The following is a 20,228-nucleotide window of genomic DNA, read 5'->3' on the forward strand; positions in this document are numbered from 1 at the left end:
CTTAAATTAACAGTAAACTTGAAATTAACATTTTAAGGTCCCAAAAATAGTTTTTCAGCAACCTGTTAGTGATTTTTTCTCGACGAAAGGGCGCACCGGAAGCCCGTGTCCCAAAATCTCCCTGAAGGGGGAACAAAGTTTCTGTAGGTCAGGGTCGTAAACTCCTGCATAAACCCATGTTCGCGTTTTTGAATACCCGCTCCGCGGGTGACCTTGTATTTATCGCCGAAGTTTTCGTCCTGATGGGTGGAGTTGGGGTAGGGGAGATACCAGCTTGCCGTCCATTCGGAAACGTTTCCATTCATATCGTAAACACCGTTACGGCTGATGTCTTTTTTAAAGCTCCCCACTGAGCTTACGGTTTTTCCGAAATTGGCCCAGTCGCCATGAAACTCTTGCCCCCATACGAATAACAAGCCATTGTCGCCCCTTGCCGCCTTTTCCCATTCAAATTCCGTAGGCAGTCGTTTGCCAATCCACAAACAATATGCGTCGGCTTCGTACCAACTGATTCCGCGAATGGGCTCATTGGGTTTTAAGGTTTTGTATTTGGCCAGGGGTTTAAATCGCATGAAGTCTTCATAAGTCACTTCATAGCGGTCGATATAAAAGGATTCCAGGAAATATATTTGCTGAGGTTGGGCATTTTTACCTGCTGTGCGTTCGGACATGAACCTTGGAGTATTTTTTTCGGACGAAAATCCCAGCGTAAATTCCCCGGAAGGAATCAAGACTCCGTCTGAAATGTTCTGTTGACAGGAGAGTAAAGAAAAGAGAAACAAAATTGCCAGCGGTGTAAGTTTCAATTAAGGAGTTGTAGAATTTTGTTTAAGGTTTTGGGTGATTTCGCGTGGGGGAGAGATAGCAAATTTCCTGGTGCTTTCGTCGGACATAATGTATTCGACCGTCAAGCAGGCGGCTTCATCCCTGGAACACATAACTGTTCTACAGTCCGTGGCATCTTTGGAGCAATAATAATTTAGAATTCGCATTTTGAAGAAACTATTATCCGAAGTCTTTAGAATGTATACATGCTTATTTGATTCGATATTATGAGTGCGCGTTCGGTAATTATACCACCCATTGAATGCCTTGTTAACACGCGAACCGAAAGACCGTGAGTCTTGTATGAAATCGGTTTCAGGCACCTCGACAATACTATCGAAATCTACAGGACCCAGGTTGACGGCTCCGACCTTTCCGGTTGGATTGGTCACGCCGCTGTTGGTGACGATTTTGGTCCGTTGGAATCCCATGTCCCAATCCAGCCGCCCCAGTTCTTCCTTTTGCTCGTCCAAATCGGACACAAAATGGGTTTTCCCCGAAGAAAAATCTACCAGAGCCCACCTTTCCTTGGAAGTTGCGTCAATGGTCAGCGTGGGGTTTGAGCTTTTAATTACTTTTAGTTTTTTTGGAGGCAGCGGAACGGTTTCAAAATCTTCAATATTATCCAGCATCATATTTAATATAGTATGAAACAGGACCGTCGCAATCAGGAGAATTCCAAATACCTTTACTGTTTTATTCATTATTTCATTTAAGCAGAGATCCAGCTGACAACACATTGAAGAAAAGTCGGACCCAATTCAGCTAATTTATTAAGATTAGTGGTTATATTAATTTATTTCTATGGAAATCCATTAGCCTAATTCATTGAAATCAAGCGCGTTTATTAATTTAACAAATTTCTCTAGAGGTATGATAAATTATATATTGAATAGTGTTGAGAATGAACAACTAATATTTTCAATTTTTTGGGTCCCTGGAACGATCGCTGAGGAAAATGAATAAAGACCGGGAATTTGAATTTAAAAAAGTACAAATAGAAAGCTTTTTAAAAGTAGCTTTTCAAAAAAAGTTTGGCCGAAATTCCAGGGTTTCCATCCGTAAAAGGCAAAAATTTATGGATGAAATAACCCGAAAAGTCAGTAAGAAATTCGGCAAAGATGTGTTGTGCCTTGTTGATTTTACAAAACAGGGGTTCGTGACCCTGGTTTCTCCAGCAAGAAAAATTTCCACTGAAAAAGGCAAGTTAACGCAGTCGTTCACGCATCCTCAGGTGTTTTATACGTCTCATTGCATCGACCGTTTCAGTCAGAGAACAAAAACGGAAGCCAATTGTGTGGTATTTCTTGATTCCTTCATGAATGATGCCTTGCTCTCTTATGGGGAGAACGAAGGGAATTTAACCTGCCCCACCGGTGTTTTTGCCTATGAACTGGAAAACTACCGGTTGATAGTCAAGACTTTCGTTAATTTTGAATTGCTTTCAGCGGCTCAGATCAAGAAGTTTTATGGCCCCGGTATGATATCCACGTTTCCAGAGGAATTTTTAACAGATGAAGCCACAGAAAGTGACTTCATCATAGGAGACGAATTCGCCGATTTTGCAAAGTAGCCATGAGTTTGAGATAAGAAATTATTTTCTCTATTTTCAGAAGCCGGTCTTTTTCTACCCCTGTTATTTTTAGATTCCTAAACATCATCTCCTGAACCCTCGCATTAATGATCCAGCTTTTCAATGTTACAAAAAATTATGGGGGAGTGACCCCGGCTCTCATTGACGTTACTTTTTCCGTCAAAAAAGGTGAGTTTATATTTTTGACTGGGCCTAGTGGCGCGGGTAAAACCACCCTTTTAAAAATACTTTTTCGAACGGAAAAATTCGACCGTGGGCAGGTATTGGTGCATGGAATGAACATAGGGAAAATTCCTGACCGAAAGCTTTACACCTTGAGACGCGAGATTGGTTTTGTTTTTCAGGATTACAAACTCCTTGCAAGGAAAAGCGTCTTTGAAAATGTGTCTTTTGCTCAGGAGGTGATCGGCGCGGATAGAAAACGGATTCGTTTTAAAACCTGGGAAGCATTAAAGAATGTGGGATTGACTCATAAGAAAGACGCCTATCCTCCGCAATTGTCCGGCGGGGAGCAACAGCGGGTGGCCATCGCCAGGGCATTGGTTAATTCTCCAAAGATTATTCTTGCCGATGAACCCACGGGAAATTTAGACCCGGAAATCTCTCTGGAAATATTAAATTTATTTGAACATGCGGTAAAAAAAGGAGTCACGGTTGTTTTTGCCACCCATGATCAGGAAATGATCCGTTCCAGAAATCATCGTGTGATCGTGATCAAACGAGGGGAGTTGGTTGAACGTTGAAAAGGATTTTACAATTTGTGTTGAACGCGGTTTCAACCACCATTTCCAATATAAAATCCAATCGCCAGGTTTTTCTGGTTTCGATTACAACGATCACGATTGCCTTTTCAATCCTGGGACTATTTCTGGTCATATTTGTCAACCTCAATTCCTTTTTGATCACCTGGAACCAACAGGTTCAATTGATCGTCTATCTGGAAGATACTGTCACTACAGAGCAACGCCAGGCTTTGGAGCAGGTGATTTCCATTAATCCAGATGTGGAGTCCATGACCTTTATTCCAAGGGAGGCCGCGTGGGCAAAATTTAAAAATACTTTTTCGTCCAAAAAATCCAATTTCATTGACGACTTGACATTCAATCCTTTACCTAGTTCCTACAATCTAAAATTTAAGCCTGCAGAGGACCGATTTTTGAAAATTCGTCAATTTTCAGAAACTTTTAAGACGAAGGATGGTGTTGAATCGGTTGAGTTTGGTGAAAAGTGGTTGGCAACATTTGAAAATTTCATGGTTTTCATTCGCATTTTCATTTTAGCCATTGGATCGCTATTGGCCCTGGGTTTGATTTTTATTATATCCAATACCATCAAGTTATCGTTTTATTCACGTCAAGATGAAATCGAGTTGATGCTTTTGATTGGCGCCACTCCCAATTTTATCGTCATTCCTTTTCTGATAGAGGGGATGCTACAGGGACTATTAGGGAGTATTTTGGGCCTTACTTTAATAAAGTTTCTGCATATTTATATTAGCATTCAGTTTCAAGGTTCACTCGAGTCTATTGCCCGCGGTATGGGTTTCCAATTTATAACCGCACCCTTGATTTTTAGCCTTTTAATAGCAGGAGTTTTCATTGGCTGGCTGGGCAGTTTAATTTCTATCCGCCAATTTTTAAGTCTGGGCCACAAAAAATGAGATTCCTTTTTAAAAAAAATTGGTATCTCCCTTTTAGTCTGGCTTTAGTGGTTTTGGTTCTATCTGGTCCCGGGAGCGCCGATACGATTAAGGACATTCAGGTTCAGATAGCACTGGAAAAAACAGAACTCGATAAATTAAAAGCCCAATTGGATAAACACAACAAATCCATTGAATCTGCTGGGGCTAAGGAAAGCTCAGTATTGACGACGCTGCAGAAAATTGACAACGGCTTGAAGATGAAAGAAAGGGAGCTGAAGATTCATCAGTATAATAAGGCAATAAACCAACAGAAAATATCTGAATCTTCAGAAAATATTGCCGTTGCTGAAAATCAATTGGTTCAACAAAAACAGATTCTGGCGAAGAGGCTTCGGGCCATTTTTAAAGAGGGAAACATGTTTCCCATTAAAGTGCTTTTTTCGGCTGAGAATTTTAACGACCTTATTCAGCGTATAAAATATATGGAATTGGTTACGGCCTATGACTCTTCATTATTTGAAAAGTACGATGAACGGTTAAAGCAACTTGAAGATGGAAAAAAAGCGTTACTTGTTGCGCGAGCCAAACTTGATAAACTGCAGCAGGACACCCTTAAAAAAAACGATGAAATCAAAAAGGAAAAAACCGAAAAGTCAGCGTTTTTGAATAAACTTAAAAAAGAAAAACAATTAAGCGCCAAACTGAAAGAGGAACTCCTGCAGGCTTCAAATAATTTAAACAACCTGATTTTTAAATTGGAACAAAAGCTTGGAAAAGACCAGGGACTGGATTTTGGCGATAAAAAAGGCTGGTTGGCCCTCCCGGTTAATGGGCAGTTTCTCAATAAATTTGGCAAGAAAAGGGATAAACAATATGATTCCTATATCGTTTATAATGGAGTGGACATCAAGGCGGCCAAAGGAACCCCTGTCCGCTCGATTTTTTCGGGAAATGTGTTGTATGCCAATGAACTGGAAGGTTATGGCAACCTTGTGATCATAGGGCATGGTAAAGATTACCATTCTCTGTATGGTCATCTGGATGAAATAATCACCAAAGAGGGCCGCACCGTCCAGCCCAGTCAAATCATTGGCCGGTCAGGAGACACTGGCTCCCTGGTGGGGGAAACCCTCTATTTTGAACTGAGGCACAAAGGCAAACCGATCGAACCCACCCGTTGGTTCAGGCTAGCCCAAAAGTAAGTGTTTAGCATTTGAAACTATGAGTAACATAATGAGTATTAAAGGTTTTGTGTTTAGATAAACCAAAAATTTTCATTTTGAATCAATACTCTTTATAATAAATATTAATAATATTAAAATTTTTTTGGGAGAAACCAACTTGACTTCCGTGGAGCAGCAAACCAAATCCAATAAAGCACATTTATTTCCCAAGGCAGTGGCGACCATCGGCATGCTGGCTGTATTAATCATTCTGGGGTTCGGGGAGTTTGCCAAAGCGGAAGAAATGGGTACAGTAAAGGAAAAATCTTCCACAAAAAATTATGAAAAGTTGAAAGCCTTTTCCGAGATTCTTTCCCTGATCGAGTCCAGCTATGTTGAAGAGGTCGAATCCGAGAACCTGATTGATGGAGCGATCAGTGGCATGGTCAAATCACTGGACCCGCATTCATCTTACCTGCCGCCAACTTCTTATAAAGAAATGCTTGTGGATACCTCTGGAAAATTTGGAGGATTGGGCATTGAGATCAGCTTAAAAAAGGGAATATTGACCGTTATTTCTCCTATAGAGGAAACTCCTGCTTTTAAAGCGGGAATTCAGGCGGGTGACAAAATCATCAAGATTGAAGATGAATCCACTCTGGACATGACGCTCACCGATGCAGTATCCCGTTTGCGTGGAAAGACCGGGGAACCCATCACCATCACTATTTTCAGAGAATCTCTTGATGCGCCCAAAGAGTACACGATTGTCAGGGATATCATTAAGGTACGGAGTGTCGTCAAGAAGGTGTACCACAATGATATTGGCTATGTGAAAATCCGAAGTTTTTCCAAGTCCACCAGTGCGGACCTCGATGCGGCTCTTGCTGAATTTGAGAGAATCGGCGTTTCCAGATTGATCCTGGATGTACGTAACAACCCAGGTGGATTGCTCAATCAGGCGGTGGAGGTTTCTGACCGGTTTCTTAAAAAAGAGAATTTGATTGTTTATACCAAAGGTCGGACCAACGAACAGAATATGCGGTTCACCACCCATGATAAAGTGAACCGGGTGAGCTACCCCATGATTGTTCTGGTTAATGGCGGTAGTGCCAGCGCTTCAGAAATTGTGGCAGGAGCCCTGCAAGACCTTGGGCGTGCGATTATTTTAGGAACCACCACTTTTGGGAAAGGGTCCGTTCAGACCATCATACCCTTAACAGATGGTTCCGCATTGCGGTTGACGACGGCACGGTATTACACCCCCAGTGGACGGATCATTCAGGAAAATGGAATCGTGCCTGATATTATCGTGGAAATGCCTTTGCCATCTGAATTGAAAGAAGATGAAGCGGATGAAGAAGAGAAGAATCCTGAAAAAGATAAACTCCGCCGTTATCTTCGCGAAAAGGATTTAAAAAAACACCTCAAGGGCAAAAAAAGTTTTGATGGAGTGGACGAGCGAACTCCGACGGAAATAGAACAGGAAGAAGCAGAAGCAAAAGAAAAAGAGAACGCAGAGGATAGCGCCTCGTTGGAAGCAGAGTTGAAAAAAGATCCGCAACTCAAGACAGCCCTGGCTCTTCTTGAAGGATGGGATATTATGAAAAAAACCTTAAAATCCAACCCCACAAATGATAACTCCCTGATTCCTAATCAGGTCAGCATGAATTAATAAGGCAATTTTTTTTTTAATGGATGATATTCCTCCCTACTCTCTCCCGGTGGAGAGGTAGGGAGGTTTCATTTTTTTATGAGGTTTTTGAAAACTATCAATGTTGGTCCTGGGCATAGAAACATCCTGTGATGAAACAGCGGCGGCTGTACTAAAAGGTGGTAAAGAGCTGTTATCCAACGTCATTTCCGATCAAATCCAAATCCACAACCAATATGGAGGCGTGGTCCCGGAAATTGCGGGGCGCTGTCATGTTGAACGCATTCATCGTGTCATCAATCAATCCCTGAAGGAAGCGGGCGTTACCCTGAAAGATATCGACCTCATTGCCGTCACCAAGGGACCGGGGCTGGTGGGGGCCTTGCTGGTAGGGCTCAATACCGCCAAGGGGATCGCTTATGCGGCCCAAAAACCTCTCATCGGCGTTAACCATCTGGAGGGCCACCTGCTTGCTGTTTTCCTGCAGGAAGACGTAGCCTTTCCTTTCCTGGCTCTCGGCGTGTCCGGCGGGCACACGGACCTGTACCGCGTGGATGGGTTTGGCAAGTACAAGCTTCTGGGAAGAACTCGGGACGATGCGGCAGGCGAGTGTTTCGATAAAGTCGCCAAGATGATGGGGCTTGCCTATCCCGGTGGACCGATCATTGAGAAAACAGCCCGTTCGGGAAATTCAAAGGCTTTCAAGTTTCCGCGCGCGTTTTTGGAGAAAGAGTCGTTGGATTTCAGTTTCAGTGGATTAAAAACCGCCGTCCGCAACCTGCTCGAGAAACGCAGTAAAGGTGAATGGCCCAAACTATCAGATGCAGACGTGGCCGCCAGTTTTCAAGAAGCGGTGATTGATGTCCTGGTCAAAAAGATGTTACTGGCCTGCGAGCAGAATGACCTTGAACGGGTGGTGGTGACCGGCGGCGTTGCCTCCAACGGCGCCTTGCGAGAAGCAGTCAAAACCGCCGCCGAAGAAAACGGCATGCAATCGTATTTTCCAAAGCCCGTCTATTGCACCGACAACGCCGCCATGATCGCCTGCGCCGGCTATCATCGCTACACAAATGGCGACCATCCAAAAGATAACTCCCTGGACCTCGATGCCCGCGCGACTTTGCCGTTATAGGAAGGAAAGGTAAGCTCCAATGTGCTCACTTTAAAGACACGATGTAACAAGTCAACTCATCACCAACCATGTATCTGGCGAAAGCTTAATTCATCTCTTCTTTGAGGTTTATCTCAAGGATACAGCCCGCGCATCATTTGAGCTTCCGCTACTCGTTTGATGCCGATCATCAGAGCGGCTGTACGCATTCCCACTTTTTCCTGTTGATGCAATGTATAGGTTTCCTCGAAGGCGTTTCGCATGATCTTTTCCATGCGCTTGTAAACATCATCCATTTCCCAGAAAAAACTCTGCAGTCCTTGCACCCATTCAAAATAGGAAACCACCACGCCCCCGGAGTTACACAATATATCTGGAATCAGGAAAATCCCACTTTCTTCTAAAATTTTGTCCGCTTCCAGGGTTGTGGGGCCATTTGCCCCTTCCGCGAAAATTTTGCAATTAATTTTCCTTGCGTTTTTTTCTGTCACCTGATTTTCCAGAGCTGCCAATACTAAAATGTCGCATTTGGTGGTCAGCAATTTGGCGTTGGTGATTTTTTCCATATCCGGGAAGTTGTCCAATTGCCGGTCCTCAAGCGAATGTTGGTGCAGGGGGTCGATGGGAATTCCATTTTTGTTGAAGATCCCGCCCAGTGAATTGCTGACCGCGATGATTTTCGCCCCCATCCCCTGTAAAAATTTGGCTGAGTAATAACCAACGTTGCCGAATCCCTGCACCACCACCGTTGCCCCCTCCAGCGGCAAATTGATTTTTTTGGCCGCATGCGCGATGGATTGCGCCACCCCCAGGCCAGTAGCTTCCCTGCGTCCCAGGGAACCTCCCATGATTTCCGGTTTTCCCGTGACCACGCCCATGGTATGGAATCCCGTCTGCATGCTGTAAGTGTCCATGATCCAGGCCATGGTCTGTGAATTGGTCCCCACATCCGGCGCGGGAACGTCTTTTTCCGGCCCGATGATCGGGAAAATCGCGGTGGTGTACCTGCGTGTCAACCTTTCCAGCTCGTTTTGCGACATTTCCTTGGGATCGCAGTTAACCCCGCCTTTAGCACCGCCGAGTGGAATGTTCATCAGTCCCCCTTTCCAGGTCATCCAGGTGGCCAGAGCCGTGACTTCACCCAGGTTGACGCTGGGATGGTAGCGCAGTCCGCCTTTTCCCGGCCCCAGGGCGCTATTGTGCTGAACTCTGTAGCCATAAAAAGTTTTGACTGTCCCGTTATCCATTTTTATAGGAAGACTGACCATCAGGGACCGGTCCGGTGTTATCATCCATTCCGCCACGTCTGGCGGCAGCTTTAACAGATCGACCGCCTTGTGGAACTGGGTCAAAGCCATTTGATAGAGCGGGGTAAAATATTCTGGATTGGTTCTCTGCTCTGGAACTAAATTCATAAATGATTCTCCCGTAGGGTGGGCGGCGACTTGCTTCTTGAGAAATAAAATGGATGCTGTTAGGCTTTTGGCCTTATTAAATTCCAACTTTTGTTAAATTGCAATTTTGATTTCATCATGCGCGTATTAGTTACAGGTGGCGGCGGGTTTCTGGGCAGTCACATTGCCAATAGGCTGAATAACCGGGGGGACCAGGTTTCCGTTCTGGGGCGGAGAAAATATTCTTACCTGGGAGAAGGAATCGAATCCATCGTCTGCGATATTCGCGACAGTCAGGGGGTTGCTGACGCGCTCAAGGGCTGTGATGCGGTGTTTCATTCAGCGGCGATTCCCGGTGTTTGGGGGGATTTTAAGAAATACCACAGCATCAATGTGGAGGGCACGCACAATGTGATTGAGGGTTGCCGGGAGCATGGAGTTAAGAAATTGATATTTACAAGTTCTCCCAGTGTCGTGTTTGGCGATTCGGATCTGGAGAACGTGGACGAGAGCGTCCCTTACCCAGAAAGCTATCTTTGTCATTATCCCGAAACCAAGGCCATGGCGGAGCGAATGGTCATGGATGCTAACGGATTGGATGGATTGGCGACGGTTTCTCTACGCCCGCATCTGATCTGGGGAGCGGGGGACCCGCATCTGGTTCCCCGAATCCTGGAACGGGCCAAAAAGGGAAATCTGGTACGAGTGGGAAGCGGAACCAACCTGGTGGACATGATCCATGTGGAGAATGCCGCCGCCGCGCATGTGCAGGTTTGCGATGCTTTAGAATCGGGGGCTAAAGTGGCGGGCCAATGTTATTTTGTCAGCGATGGAGAGCCGGTGGTGTTATGGGATTGGATCGACCATCTGCTGATGGCCCTCGAACTTCCTATCGTAGAAAGGACCGTTTCCTATAAAACCGCATGGATTCTGGGAGGCATTCTGGAAAGAACTTATGGATTGTTGCGGATCAAGCGCGAGCCTCTCATGACGCGATTTGTGGCGGCTCAATTGGCAACTTCCCATTATTTCGATATCTCAAAAGCAAAACGGGATTTTGGGTATACGCCGGTGATCAGTCCGGATACGGGGATGGAGCAGATGATCAAGACTCTTCGGCAGGTTCCCCCAGCATATTAATTTTGTGCGCCATGCTTCCCGCTCCAAAGCCGTTATCGATATTGACCGTTGCGATGCCCTGAGCACAGCTGTTTAGCATGGTGAGCAGTGCCGCCACTCCGTTGAAAGAAGCACCATAGCCGACGCTGGTGGGTACCGCAATGACCGGACTTTCCATCAATCCCCCCAAGACGCTGGCCAATGCCCCATCCATCCCCGCGACTGCCACCACCACACGGGCCCGGCGCAAGTGGTCTATATTATGCAGTAAGCGGTGAATGCCCGCGACCCCGACATCAAAAACCGTTTCCACCTTGCTGCCAAATAATTCCGCTGTGACCACGGCTTCCTCGGCGATTGGTATGTCGGACGTTCCGGCGGTGACGACCACGATCAAGCCTTTGCCCTGAACCTTTTTCTTTTTTCGGATCACCAGGGTTTGGGACAATTCGTTGTATTCGGCCTTTTTGGGCAGGTGACGCTTGATGACTTTGAGAACCTCCGGTGCGAGTTTGGTGGCGAGGATATCGCTTCCGGCCTCGCTCATTTTCTGGATGATGGACACCAACTGTTTTGGGGTTTTGCCCTGGCAGAAAATAACTTCGGGTTGTCCGGTTCTCAGGTGACGATGATGGTCGATGCGGGCAAATTCCAGATTTTCAAACGGAAGAGTTTTCAGGATTTCCAGACTTTGAGCCGGAGTCATTTTTTGGTGGTAAAGATCGGTCAGAATCTTTTTCAGTTCCTCTTTTTTCATTCCAATCCCCTGACCCCGGAAAATTCGGTGTCGATTTCCACGCTCATCAAATCTTCCAGCGCTTTGTGTGGTGATTTATCCTCGTAAATCACGCGATACGTTTCTTCAATGATCGCCGCCTGAATTTTGAATTTATTTTTTAAGGCAAATGCCGATTTGACAGTAAAAATTCCCTCGGCCACCATTTTCATATTTTTGGTGATTTCGCTTAATTTTTTCCCTTGCCCGAGTTGGATGCCAACGTTGCGGTTGCGGCTCAGGTCCCCCGTGCAGGTTAGTACCAGGTCCCCCATACCGGAAAGCCCGGAAAACGTTTCCGGACGAGCCCCCTGCGCGGTGCCGATGCGCGTGATTTCCACCAGGCCCCGGGTGATCAGGGCGGCTCTGGGGTTGTATCCCAATTGCATCCCGTCACAAATCCCGGTAGCAATGGCGATGACATTTTTTAAAGCCCCGCCAATTTCCACCCCCAGAGGATCGGTGCTGGTGAAGACTTTCATTTTAGGTGTAGAAAATATTTCACGAACGCGCTCTGCGGTTTCCATAGTATCGGCGGCGGCCACCAGTGCGGATGGCAGTCCCTGGGCGATTTCCTTGGCGAACGTGGGGCCGGAAATGGCCGCTGACGTGTGCGGGACATCCAATTCCTGCTCCAGTATCTGGTGGATGGTGCAAAGGGTTTCATTTTCTATGCCCTTGCTGGCGTTAATGAGGAGGCACCCGGGTTTTAAATAGGGCTTAATATTTTTTATGGTTTGCCGCATCACATGGGTGGGCACAACTAAAAGAAGAATGGATTTATCCGCAACGGCTTCTTTAAGGGAAGCCGTGGGATGAATATTTTGGTGTAAAGGGAACCCCGGCAGGAAAAGGGTGTTCTCCCGCTTCTTTATCATGCTTGCACAAAGATCTTCCTCATAGACCCAGAGGGGAAAGGAATACCCCTTTTCTGCCAATAAAAGAGCCAGGGCGGTTCCCCAGCTTCCGGCGCCAATAATCCCTAAAGATTCATATGTCATGGAAAAAATTCGCGGATTGAAAGGTTTAAATCATTATATTTCTACATATTATAGCGAAAGGATTGCCTACGCCATAAAACTATTTTTGCAAGGAAATGGTTGTGAAAATGACCCTTGTATGTCCATTTTCTTTGTGCTTAAATCGAAAACAATCTGAATAATTATTAAAAGTAAAAATATATCCGTTTTTTAGCATCACTATTCATTAAATGATATCCGAAATTTTCCTAATTTTATGGCCAAGCGAGTAAAGGTTACCAGAAAAGAACTGCTTAAGGAACCCGACCAGTTTCTTTCCGCTTCACAGAAGGTTTCGTTATATGCTTCTCAACACAAGAATAATTTATTGATTGGCACCGGTGTGGTCGTGGTAATTTTTGCGCTTCTAGGAGGATATCGATACAACCAGCAGGTGCAGAACTTGAGGATGGAGTCCTTGTATTTTAAAATGGTTAAACTCCATGATCAGAAACCTGGCAAGGACTCTCCGGACAACACAGGCGAATTGGAAACGTTACTGGGACAGTTCAATGCGGGGCCTCAACAAGTGCGGGCCAGTTTGTTGGTGGCAGAGGAGTATTTCCGCAAGGAACAGTTTGACAAGGCAATTGCTCTTTATACCGATATTCAGCAGCGGTCTGAGTCAAAAGATCTTTCCAATCAACTGGCAAAAGTTGGTCTGGCCTATTCTTATGAGGGTAAAAAGGACTATGCAAAGGCAATCGAAACCTACATAGCTCTTGTGAATAAACCGGACGGATTTCCATTATTCGATGTTTATATAAGTCTGGCTAGATGTTACGAATTGAACAAAGATAAAAAGAATGCTCTCTTAATCCTGCGAGAAATTGAAACTAAATTTCAGGGGCACCCACAGTTGGGATCCGTAGAACGCCGAATCGCCAGCTTGTCGGGGCAGACATGAGTATAAATTTTTCTTTTAGTGGTTATGTCTTTAAAAGAGCATAAAAAGTTTCTCCCGCTTGTTGTTTTGATTCCCTTTTTGTTGGGAATCATTCTTCTTATTCCGCCCTCCGCATTTACCGTGCCTTTTATTTCCAAAGAAACCGAACTTTCCATGGGAAAGGGCGCCGATAAACAGGTTGTCCAGCAATATGGAATTTATCAGGACAAAGAGCTTCAACTTTATGTCAATAAAGTGGGGCAAAAACTGGTTTCCAACCTTTCCGATAAAGTATTTCGCCGTTATTTCTTCAAGTTGGTGGACAGCTCCGAGATAAACGCCTTTGCCCTGCCAGGGGGGTATATCTATGTGACCCGGGGCCTCTTGGCGATGCTAAACAGTGAGGCTGAGTTGGCGGGGGTGTTGGGGCATGAAATTGCTCATGTGACCTTACATCACGGCGCTAAAATGATGGTCCGTTCCATTGGCGCTCAGATTTTAAGTATCGGTGGCGCCATTGCCAGCCCAGAAAATGCGGGGCAATGGTTGGCGGTGAGTACGGCTATGTTTCAACAGATCAACCTTGGTTATGGAAGGGATGCCGAGCTTGAATCGGACGCCCAGGGAATGTTGACAGCAACAGAGTCTGGGTACAAACCAGTGGGAATCGTGAATTTTCTAAAAAATCTCCGAAGGCAGGAAATCATGACCGGTCAGTCCTATCACAGTTTTCAGGCTTCGCATCCTGATACAAAGGACCGGGTCATTAAAGCGGATTTGATGGCCACATCTGTAGAAAGAAATAAGAAAAACCTGACACTCAATCGTGAAGTTTATCTTTCAAAGATCAAAGGATTAACGTATAGCGGTAAATCCCAGGGAAAAACAGAAATAAATTACAAGCCGCAATATATTGATGTTTACGAAGTGCAGCCAGGGGATACGTTTCAGAGTATTGCCACAAAGGAACTGGGCGATAATAAGCTGGATCTGGATATTTCTGTTCTCAACGGAAGAAAAGAAAATTCTCAACCCGTTGCCGGAGAGTTGTTAAAATTAATCCGTGATGGAATCGATCCTGGCAATAAAATTTTAAAATTACAGAATAATACTCCTTGATTTTCTTATGGAGAAAGTTGTAACTTTAGCAAAAACCTACACCGTTTATTTGAAGGCGGGTGGGGAGGTTTGTAATAGGCTGGGCCGTGGAACCCGGGTTTGTCCTGTAAAAAGAAGCGGAGAATGGGTTAAAATTTCCTGGAAAAAAAAGAAAAAAGAGAGGCTGGATTCATAACCTTTTGGATTCCAGCAATATCAATGGGGATGAACTGCATTTCTAAAAGACGAGTTGAAATTTAATTTCAATAATCAGTCGGATGGTTGGGGGCCATGAACGATCAAAACTTAGATCATATTGATGACGAAGAGTTGTTGAGTTTGTTTTATGCGACGGAGAAATTATTGCAATCCAATAATAATATTGCGGACCCGTCGGCACTGAGAAAAATCGAGTCCATCAAAAAAAAGCTTATCATATTGGAACAGGAAATGAAATTGAGAAGTCTTTGGGAAAGTGAGGAGGAGGAGTGATCAAGGATCAAATGACCTGACTTATTAAGAGCTTTTCAGTAAAGCCCTAATTTATGAAGTTCCTCTTCATAGTGTTTGTGGTACATGATTTCCCATTCAGGGCTCCCCTCACGCAGTTTCTTACTGTAGGAGGTGATGGTTTTTCGGGCCAGTTCATCGGCCTTGTCTTCCACCATCAACTTTTCTGTGATGACTCGGGTGATTTCCAGGCGAATCTCATTGAGATCCACCTTGTAGTCGATTTCCTCCCGATTCTTAAAATCGTTTGCAATGAGACTGCTGATATGATTGATTTTATCTCTGCTGATTTTCATTTTAGTTAAATTCCATTTATAAAATGAGACCGCGCTCTCTAACCAGTTTGGATTTTACCATTTGAAACACTCTGCCAAAATCCATCATACCTCGTTCATATTCTTCGGTCCGGGATTCCAGAAGCATTTTCACTTCCTCGTTCAACCGATCCTCGACCATAAGATCATCAATGATGATGCCTGCGACAATGGCTTCCAGCTTTTCAGGGCGTTCTTCCCAAATGATTAACTCCTTGCTTGTCAAAGATTGAACGATTGATTTGGATATTTTTTCGACCAGCTCTTTGGGTATTCTCATTATTTTGTTTGAATTTCAAGGTTTTTTTGAACTTCTTGGCTCGGCCATTTTCCCGATTAAGCTAAAGCGGGAGACGGGATTCGAACCCGCGACATTCAGCTTGGGAAGCTGACACTCTACCAACTGAGCTACTCCCGCAGGTAATGAAGGCAAATTTAATTTTATTTAAACTTCCTGCCCTCCTAAAATTATAATCAAATTGTCTCCGGTTGTCTGAATATCCAATATTTTTATTTTTTGATGGTGAATATCAGCTATCGCTTTGTTAACCATTTTTTCAATGGCCTCAGCGTTTTCTTCTATGATATTCAATACTTTTACTCCGGAAATTCTATGTGATTCTAAACCCATTTCCACCTCGTAGAGTCACATCGGGGTTTAGCCCCCCTGAATTCATTTAAAAATCAGCAGAAAATAGGGCTATAACCGTCTAGTCAATTTGTTTGCCATTATCCAATATTTTCTGGGAGTTATCAATTAATATAATATTATCTCCTTAAGGGGTGGTCCAGAAATTGATAACCTTGATGCTGTGGGTATAAATTTTATGAAACAAACTATTCTCTTTAAATATCCGTAAGAGATTCTAAGAGTGCTCAATTAATTTTAGAAATTTACGGAAGTGCGAGTATATTTTCAGGAAGTTGGCTTCATCCTGGTGCGAAATCATAGATGAGCTTATGGAATGGGGTTGAAAGTCCATTTAAAAAAGTATAATGATTATTGTATTTCCAGATGTTATTAAGTATTATCTTTTTCAATAACATCCACACATTATCAAAGTGCAACGAATTATGCCTGGTGGGAGATCTCCCTTTTTTTAATAGGAAATAACGTGGTCAGACCTGTCAATTTTACTGAAAAAATACCCATCAGCCATCACTTGATTGAGTTGAAGGATCGATTCATTGTCGTGGCCCTTGTTGTTGCTTTTTTCTTTGGGCTCTGCTTTTATTTCATCGATTTTTTGCTCATATGGCTGGAGGACCCACTTCCCAGCCAGTACGCGGACCTCACTTTTATCACTCCCACAGAACCGTTCTTTACAGCCATGAAAGTTTCTTTCATGGGCTCTCTATTCATTTCAATGCCAGTAATTTTGTACCACACGTGGGGATTCATAGCCCCCGGCCTGAAAGTGAAGGAGAAAAAAGTCACCGCCATGTTTGTTGGCTTTGGCACGTTTTTCTTTATGATGGGCGGTCTATTTTGCTATTTTCTAGTGTTGCCGTTGGGACTAAAGTTTTTGCTGACCTATGGCAGTAATTGGTGGACGATGCAGGTCACCATCGGATTTTATTTTTCCTTCGTGGTCAAACTGATCCTGGCGTTTGCATTTGCTTTTCAGACCCCGCTGTTGATGGTGTTGATGACCAAGTTTGGCGTGGCCAATACGGTGAAAATGCGGTTGTATCGAAAGTGGGCTTTTATGGGTACCTTTGTGGTCGCGGCCGTTCTCACTCCCCCGGATATTATCACCCAGATTCTGCTTGCACTTCCTTTGTACGGATTGTACGAGTTTGGAGTTGTGGTTTCCTATTTCTTTGAAGACCCCAAAAATAGGGAAAAAGTAAGGCAACAGATGGCAGATCAAATGGCTGCCAAACAGGCCGCCAGCCAAGCAAAACAGCAGTATGAGGAACAAAAGAAAACCAAGAAAAAAGTTGTTCGCAGGGTGGTGGTCCGCAAAGTTAAAAAGGAATAAATTATATTCCTTCTAATCGAAGGCCCTTTAATTGCCTGTATGTAATTCTGATAGATTTTTTGGGTGTTTAAATATCGTTAAAAAAGAAACACCAGGAGGGTCGTCAAACGGGGATAAACATGCAGGAGCAACAAGCCCGCCAGGGAACAGCTTGCATGAAACAGGATGGATGCATACAACGTTCCCGTTAATTGGAACAAAAAAGCGGTGATGAGACCCAGGATAAAAAGTCCCAAGTTCAATTTAAAATGGGCCAGGGTGAAAATGGCTGCGGCTCCATAGACGGCCAGGATGGAATTATATTTCCTGCTCAAGCTCTGAAACACCCCGCCGGTAAAAAAGAATTGTTTCAGCAGGGGAACAAGTAAAATTTGCCCCAGTATATACAAAGGGTGAAGATTTTCCCCTCCCTGCGCCCCGCGCTGATTTACACTGAACAGTTCGTGCTTGTCCAGCCCCGAAACCAAAATGAGACCGTCTAAAAGAGGCAGGGCGACGACAATCAATCCTCCGGAAATCACTCCAATCATTAAATGATTCCCAATATGTTGTATGGAAAACCCCGATTGGTTTAAGGGGTTTTTTTTGATGCCCAGAACATATAAGAGAATGACCGTAAAAAATAACAAATAAACATATTGAGGCATCCAGGGGTGGCCTCGAAAGAATAATTGAATCCCTGGATATAAAACGAAGAAATAAAATAAAACCATCGTTACTGTGAACTTGAAATCCCAGATTTCTTGCGATTCAACCTTTTTTATTTTTAATGGGAGTCCCAAGGGGTGAAGATCCTGGTAAAAGGATGGCAGTTTATTTTGTGCTGGGGAGGGGAGGTTGGTCTACGCCCGAAATGGGAGCGACAGGGTTGACCTGGGTGGTGTTTCCGCTGAAATGAGCCTGATTTCTATTTTTTTCCTCTGGGTTGGCGACTCGTGTCTCAAAGCCACTGATGTGCGTCCAGAGTAATTTGTCCTTCGATTTGTTGCTAAAATTATCCTGATTTCCCGAGATTTCGTTTTTTAAATGGGCGGCATTAAAGTAAAAGCCGCCAAAAATTAAAGCGGAAAGGATGCAAGATTCTATAAAGACGTTTTTCCACATTTGTTTAATTTCGAGAGCCTATTAATATTTGGCATATTGTATTGCGATACTATGCTATTAGCAATATTTAACGGAAGTGAGCCCACTGTTTAATCCTTTAAAAACTTGTTAACCATAAGGTTATGGAGTTGACAAAATATTGCTCTTTATTTACTATCCCGAAAAGCACTACAATGCTCCTAGAGACTTCATTTAATTGCTCTAATTTTAATACCATAATCCTTTCAAAGCCATTTAAAACTTTATTGGATGCTTTATGGGAAATTGACGCAACAATTTTTTTCAACGAATGAGAAAATGAATAAACTTGCCATTGCATCTGACCATGCGGGATTTGAACTTAAACAAAACGTTGTTGCCTATTTGCGCGCTAAAGGGGTGGCGTTTGAGGACTATGGGCCGGTCAACTCCGACCGCGTGGACTATCCCGATTACGGAATTCAGGTTGCAAAGGCAATAATAGATAAAAAAGTCGACCGTGGAATCGTGATCTGCGGTACCGGCGTGGGCATGTCGATCGTTGTGAACCGATTTCCTGGGATCCGCGGGACGCTGTGCGCGGATTTATATACCGCCAAGATGTGCCGCGAGCACAACGATTCCAATATCCTCATTATGGGAGGGCGCGTCATTGGGATGGGCCTGGCCGAAGAGATCGTTAAGACCTGGCTGGAAACTCCATTCGAGGGTGGCCGCCATCAGCAACGCCTCGATAAAATTGAAGAAATTGACCGGACGTTAATAAATTAATAAGTTAATCAATCAAGGAGAACATTAAATTGTCGCTTGCGGATTTTGACCCAGATATTGCCAACGCCATAAAAAATGAGGCCGATCGGGAGAATAATACTCTGGAAATGATTGCCTCTGAAAATTTTGTCAGCCCCCAGGTTATGGCAGCCCAGGGGTCGGTCATGACCAATAAATATGCCGAAGGCTATCCGGGAAAGCGGTATTACGGAGGCTGCGAGTTTGTTGATGTTGCCGAGACCCTGGCCATTGAACGGGCCAAAAAACTGTTCGGCGCCGAGCATGCTAATGTTCAGCCGCATTCCGGGTCGCAGGCGAATATGGCCGTTTATCACGTGGCCGTGAAACCCGGCGACACGATTCTGGGAATGAATCTTTCCCACGGCGGCCATTTAACCCACGGTTGCCCGGTTAATTTTTCCGGCTATACCTATAATGTCGTACCCTATGGGGTCAACAAAGATACGGAACAGATCGACTATGAAGAAGTCGCAACGTTGGCGCGTGAACACAAGCCGAAACTAATTATCGTCGGCGCCAGCGCTTATCCAAGAGTGATTGATGCTGTCAAATTTCGCGAAATTGCTGATGAGATCGGCGCCAAGATCATGACCGACATTGCCCATCCGGCTGGACTTGTCGCCACGGGGCTTTACCCGTCTCCTGTTCCCTATTCGGAGTTTGTGACCACCACGACCCACAAAACCCTGCGCGGACCGCGTGGCGGCATGATCCTGTGCAATGAGAAATTTGCCAGGGAAGTGGATAAGAAAATTTTTCCTGGTATTCAGGGCGGACCTCTCATGCACGTCATCGCTGCAAAGGCCGTGGCCTTCAAAGAAGCGTTGAGCGAGGATTTCGTCACCTATCAAAAACAGGTGGTGGCCAATGCCAAATACCTTGGCGAGCATTTGTCCAAGAACGGATTCAAAATGGTCAGCGGTGGAACCGACACGCATTTGTTGCTGGTCGATCTGCGTGCGCAGGACATCACCGGAAAAGCTGCCGAAGAGGCGTTGGAACTGGCTGGAATCACGGTGAATAAAAATACCGTTCCGTTTGAAACCCGCAGTCCCTTTGTCACGTCCGGCATTCGCATTGGCACCCCGGCTTTGACGACTCGAGGCATGAAGGAAAAGGAAATGGCAGCGATCGGTGATATGATCATCCAGACTTTAGAGCGGGTGGAGGATAAAGAGTTCCATGCAAAAACCTTGTGTAAGGTTCGTGAGCTGTGCGAGCAGTTTCCCTTGAAATATGAATTGACGGGAAAATATTAATAGCC

23 protein-coding genes and 1 tRNA gene are annotated in these 20,228 nt (G+C 44.7%); 13 read left to right on the forward strand and 11 right to left on the reverse strand.

The features are described from left to right. Nucleotides 1-65: 65 nt before the first annotated feature. Together O3C58_00675 and O3C58_00680 are read right to left on the reverse strand one after the other, a co-directional pair. Nucleotides 66-806 (reverse strand): SUMF1/EgtB/PvdO family nonheme iron enzyme, encoded by a 741-nt coding sequence (locus O3C58_00675; protein MDA0690376.1) that lies wholly within the window; start codon nucleotides 804-806, stop codon nucleotides 66-68. Further along, nucleotides 807-1,529, reverse strand: coding sequence for an HmuY family protein (locus O3C58_00680; GenBank protein MDA0690377.1), 723 nt, complete (start codon nucleotides 1,527-1,529; stop codon nucleotides 807-809). A 254-nt stretch (nucleotides 1,530-1,783) separates the two neighbouring features. Here O3C58_00680 and O3C58_00685 point away from each other — a divergent pair, with 254 nt between their 5' ends. The 6 genes from O3C58_00685 to tsaD all read left to right on the forward strand — a co-directional run bounded on the left by O3C58_00685 (nucleotide 1,784) and on the right by tsaD (nucleotide 8,010). After that, nucleotides 1,784-2,398 (forward strand): hypothetical protein, encoded by a 615-nt coding sequence (locus O3C58_00685; protein ID MDA0690378.1) that lies wholly within the window; start codon nucleotides 1,784-1,786, stop codon nucleotides 2,396-2,398. Between the two features lie 107 nt (nucleotides 2,399-2,505). Further along, nucleotides 2,506-3,162, forward strand: coding sequence for a cell division ATP-binding protein FtsE (gene ftsE, locus O3C58_00690; GenBank protein ID MDA0690379.1), 657 nt, complete (start codon nucleotides 2,506-2,508; stop codon nucleotides 3,160-3,162). Then, nucleotides 3,159-4,079, forward strand: a complete 921-nt coding sequence (locus O3C58_00695) for a permease-like cell division protein FtsX (GenBank protein MDA0690380.1) — start codon at nucleotides 3,159-3,161, stop codon at nucleotides 4,077-4,079. The genes ftsE and O3C58_00695 overlap by 4 nt, the downstream gene beginning before the upstream one ends. Nucleotides 4,080-4,132: 53 nt before the next feature. Next, complete coding sequence (locus tag O3C58_00700; GenBank protein ID MDA0690381.1) at nucleotides 4,133-5,263, forward strand: peptidoglycan DD-metalloendopeptidase family protein; 1,131 nt, start codon at nucleotides 4,133-4,135, stop codon at nucleotides 5,261-5,263. Between the two features lie 148 nt (nucleotides 5,264-5,411). Next, the gene (locus O3C58_00705) at nucleotides 5,412-6,899 is read left to right on the forward strand and encodes a S41 family peptidase (protein ID MDA0690382.1); all 1,488 of its coding nucleotides are present in this window, start codon (nucleotides 5,412-5,414) and stop codon (nucleotides 6,897-6,899) included. A 100-nt stretch (nucleotides 6,900-6,999) separates the two neighbouring features. Beyond that, nucleotides 7,000-8,010, forward strand: a complete 1,011-nt coding sequence (gene tsaD / locus O3C58_00710; protein ID MDA0690383.1) for a tRNA (adenosine(37)-N6)-threonylcarbamoyltransferase complex transferase subunit TsaD — start codon at nucleotides 7,000-7,002, stop codon at nucleotides 8,008-8,010. 113 nt (nucleotides 8,011-8,123) lie between these two features. Here the strand turns inward: tsaD and O3C58_00715 are convergent, their stop codons facing one another. Continuing rightward, nucleotides 8,124-9,404 (reverse strand): Glu/Leu/Phe/Val dehydrogenase, encoded by a 1,281-nt coding sequence (locus O3C58_00715; GenBank protein ID MDA0690384.1) that lies wholly within the window; start codon nucleotides 9,402-9,404, stop codon nucleotides 8,124-8,126. A gap of 117 nt (nucleotides 9,405-9,521) precedes the next feature. Between O3C58_00715 and O3C58_00720 the strand changes: the two genes are divergently transcribed. After that, complete coding sequence (locus O3C58_00720) at nucleotides 9,522-10,523, forward strand: NAD-dependent epimerase/dehydratase family protein (GenBank protein MDA0690385.1); 1,002 nt, start codon at nucleotides 9,522-9,524, stop codon at nucleotides 10,521-10,523. Here O3C58_00720 and larB read toward each other — a convergent pair. Beyond that, entirely contained in the window at nucleotides 10,489-11,259 is a 771-nt protein-coding gene (larB, locus tag O3C58_00725; protein ID MDA0690386.1) for a nickel pincer cofactor biosynthesis protein LarB, read from the reverse strand. The genes O3C58_00720 and larB overlap by 35 nt on opposite strands. Next, the gene (locus O3C58_00730) at nucleotides 11,256-12,278 is read right to left on the reverse strand and encodes an NAD(P)-dependent glycerol-3-phosphate dehydrogenase (protein MDA0690387.1); all 1,023 of its coding nucleotides are present in this window, start codon (nucleotides 12,276-12,278) and stop codon (nucleotides 11,256-11,258) included. Before O3C58_00730 ends, larB begins: the two co-directional genes overlap by 4 nt. A gap of 235 nt (nucleotides 12,279-12,513) precedes the next feature. On the opposite strand from O3C58_00730, the gene O3C58_00735 reads away from it, so the two are divergent. From O3C58_00735 to O3C58_00745, 3 genes are all read left to right on the forward strand, one after another. Continuing rightward, nucleotides 12,514-13,203: a tetratricopeptide repeat protein gene (locus O3C58_00735; protein ID MDA0690388.1), complete on the forward strand. Its 690-nt coding sequence runs from the start codon at nucleotides 12,514-12,516 to the stop codon at nucleotides 13,201-13,203. A gap of 24 nt (nucleotides 13,204-13,227) precedes the next feature. After that, nucleotides 13,228-14,301, forward strand: a complete 1,074-nt coding sequence (locus O3C58_00740; GenBank protein MDA0690389.1) for a M48 family metalloprotease — start codon at nucleotides 13,228-13,230, stop codon at nucleotides 14,299-14,301. Between the two features lie 270 nt (nucleotides 14,302-14,571). Then, entirely contained in the window at nucleotides 14,572-14,772 is a 201-nt protein-coding gene (locus tag O3C58_00745; protein ID MDA0690390.1) for a hypothetical protein, read from the forward strand. A gap of 35 nt (nucleotides 14,773-14,807) precedes the next feature. On the opposite strand, the gene O3C58_00750 is transcribed toward O3C58_00745, so the two are convergent. The 4 genes from O3C58_00750 to O3C58_00765 all read right to left on the reverse strand — a co-directional run bounded on the left by O3C58_00750 (nucleotide 14,808) and on the right by O3C58_00765 (nucleotide 15,735). Further along, nucleotides 14,808-15,086 carry a DUF507 family protein gene (locus O3C58_00750; protein MDA0690391.1) on the reverse strand — a complete coding sequence of 93 codons (279 nt, stop codon included), beginning with the start codon at nucleotides 15,084-15,086 and terminating at the stop codon, nucleotides 14,808-14,810. A 16-nt stretch (nucleotides 15,087-15,102) separates the two neighbouring features. Next, on the reverse strand, nucleotides 15,103-15,384 hold the full coding sequence (locus tag O3C58_00755; GenBank protein MDA0690392.1) for a DUF507 family protein: 282 nt from the start codon (nucleotides 15,382-15,384) through the stop codon (nucleotides 15,103-15,105). A gap of 65 nt (nucleotides 15,385-15,449) precedes the next feature. Next, nucleotides 15,450-15,522: transfer RNA gene (locus O3C58_00760), tRNA-Gly, on the reverse strand. Nucleotides 15,523-15,549: 27 nt separating this feature from the next. After that, nucleotides 15,550-15,735 (reverse strand): hypothetical protein, encoded by a 186-nt coding sequence (locus tag O3C58_00765; protein ID MDA0690393.1) that lies wholly within the window; start codon nucleotides 15,733-15,735, stop codon nucleotides 15,550-15,552. Between the two features lie 484 nt (nucleotides 15,736-16,219). On the opposite strand from O3C58_00765, the gene tatC reads away from it, so the two are divergent. Then, nucleotides 16,220-17,089, forward strand: a complete 870-nt coding sequence (gene tatC, locus O3C58_00770) for a twin-arginine translocase subunit TatC (protein ID MDA0690394.1) — start codon at nucleotides 16,220-16,222, stop codon at nucleotides 17,087-17,089. Between the two features lie 77 nt (nucleotides 17,090-17,166). Here the strand turns inward: tatC and O3C58_00775 are convergent, their stop codons facing one another. Next, the gene (locus tag O3C58_00775; GenBank protein MDA0690395.1) at nucleotides 17,167-17,619 is read right to left on the reverse strand and encodes a CPBP family intramembrane metalloprotease; all 453 of its coding nucleotides are present in this window, start codon (nucleotides 17,617-17,619) and stop codon (nucleotides 17,167-17,169) included. Between the two features lie 283 nt (nucleotides 17,620-17,902). Continuing rightward, entirely contained in the window at nucleotides 17,903-18,193 is a 291-nt protein-coding gene (locus O3C58_00780) for a hypothetical protein (GenBank protein ID MDA0690396.1), read from the reverse strand. 297 nt (nucleotides 18,194-18,490) lie between these two features. On the opposite strand from O3C58_00780, the gene rpiB reads away from it, so the two are divergent. Next, nucleotides 18,491-18,943 carry a ribose 5-phosphate isomerase B gene (gene rpiB, locus O3C58_00785; GenBank protein ID MDA0690397.1) on the forward strand — a complete coding sequence of 151 codons (453 nt, stop codon included), beginning with the start codon at nucleotides 18,491-18,493 and terminating at the stop codon, nucleotides 18,941-18,943. A gap of 29 nt (nucleotides 18,944-18,972) precedes the next feature. Beyond that, nucleotides 18,973-20,223: a serine hydroxymethyltransferase gene (locus tag O3C58_00790; GenBank protein MDA0690398.1), complete on the forward strand. Its 1,251-nt coding sequence runs from the start codon at nucleotides 18,973-18,975 to the stop codon at nucleotides 20,221-20,223. Nucleotides 20,224-20,228: the final 5 nt, after the last annotated feature.

The organism is Nitrospinota bacterium (assembly GCA_027619975.1).
In the GTDB taxonomy this organism is placed as follows: Bacteria; Nitrospinota; Nitrospinia; order Nitrospinales; family VA-1; genus JADFGI01.

Coding starts and splice junctions, on each gene's coding strand:
- ftsE (MDA0690379.1), top strand. CDS start 2,506: ATGATCCAGCTTTTCAATGTTACAAAAAATTATGGGGGAGTGACCCCG.
- O3C58_00775 (MDA0690395.1), bottom strand. CDS start 17,619: ATGATTGGAGTGATTTCCGGAGGATTGATTGTCGTCGCCCTGCCTCTT.
- O3C58_00780 (MDA0690396.1), bottom strand. CDS start 18,193: ATGTGGAAAAACGTCTTTATAGAATCTTGCATCCTTTCCGCTTTAATT.
- tsaD (MDA0690383.1), top strand. CDS start 7,000: ATGTTGGTCCTGGGCATAGAAACATCCTGTGATGAAACAGCGGCGGCT.
- O3C58_00720 (MDA0690385.1), top strand. CDS start 9,522: ATGCGCGTATTAGTTACAGGTGGCGGCGGGTTTCTGGGCAGTCACATT.
- O3C58_00740 (MDA0690389.1), top strand. CDS start 13,228: ATGTCTTTAAAAGAGCATAAAAAGTTTCTCCCGCTTGTTGTTTTGATT.
- O3C58_00765 (MDA0690393.1), bottom strand. CDS start 15,735: ATGGGTTTAGAATCACATAGAATTTCCGGAGTAAAAGTATTGAATATC.
- O3C58_00730 (MDA0690387.1), bottom strand. CDS start 12,278: ATGACATATGAATCTTTAGGGATTATTGGCGCCGGAAGCTGGGGAACC.
- O3C58_00750 (MDA0690391.1), bottom strand. CDS start 15,086: ATGAAAATCAGCAGAGATAAAATCAATCATATCAGCAGTCTCATTGCA.
- rpiB (MDA0690397.1), top strand. CDS start 18,491: ATGAATAAACTTGCCATTGCATCTGACCATGCGGGATTTGAACTTAAA.
- O3C58_00735 (MDA0690388.1), top strand. CDS start 12,514: ATGGCCAAGCGAGTAAAGGTTACCAGAAAAGAACTGCTTAAGGAACCC.
- O3C58_00680 (MDA0690377.1), bottom strand. CDS start 1,529: ATGAATAAAACAGTAAAGGTATTTGGAATTCTCCTGATTGCGACGGTC.
- O3C58_00685 (MDA0690378.1), top strand. CDS start 1,784: ATGAATAAAGACCGGGAATTTGAATTTAAAAAAGTACAAATAGAAAGC.
- O3C58_00745 (MDA0690390.1), top strand. CDS start 14,572: ATGAACGATCAAAACTTAGATCATATTGATGACGAAGAGTTGTTGAGT.
- O3C58_00715 (MDA0690384.1), bottom strand. CDS start 9,404: ATGAATTTAGTTCCAGAGCAGAGAACCAATCCAGAATATTTTACCCCG.
- O3C58_00755 (MDA0690392.1), bottom strand. CDS start 15,384: ATGAGAATACCCAAAGAGCTGGTCGAAAAAATATCCAAATCAATCGTT.
- larB (MDA0690386.1), bottom strand. CDS start 11,259: ATGAAAAAAGAGGAACTGAAAAAGATTCTGACCGATCTTTACCACCAA.